Origin of the sequence: Bacillus sp. SRB_331 (genome assembly GCF_003264175.1) — a bacterium.
GTDB classification, from domain to species: Bacteria; Bacillota; Bacilli; order Bacillales; family Bacillaceae_G; genus Bacillus_A; species Bacillus_A mycoides.
In genome coordinates, this window is record NZ_NADV01000192.1 from 1 (window position 1) to 420 (window position 420).

The 420-nt window shown below is 38.8% G+C and carries 1 protein-coding gene; it reads left to right on the plus strand.

Annotated features, from left to right (window positions below; genetic code table 11):
* Positions 1–420 (plus strand): RNA-dependent RNA polymerase family protein (locus tag B5P42_RS32440; RefSeq protein ID WP_220089433.1); only part of this gene is annotated, 420 nt, incomplete at both ends.

The window sequence follows — 420 nt, forward strand, 5'->3', positions numbered from 1 at the left end:
GTTCAAAGCTGCAAAGCTGGTGCACAGCAAACCACATTAAGATACAATGGCTGAAAACCCACTTATTATTCAATGAACATGCTCATAGAGACCAAATAACTGTCAACGAGCATAAAATCAAAACAACAGACACAATCAAGTATTTAGGGGCAACCCTAACAGCAAATGACGAGAATCACCACTCAACAATCAAAATCGATCTCAAAGAAGTAGCAAAGGACATTAAAACCAGATGCAAATTAATGAGAGGGCTACGAAAATATGGAATTCCAGTTTCGACCTTTCAAAAAATATGTCGAGGATTCATAGGCGGAAAACTCAATTACTACCTGCCATGGCTTGCAGCGGAAATACACCAAACCATGAAGACCACTCTGAACCCGATGGAAATTGCATATAGAGACTATATGAGAACATATA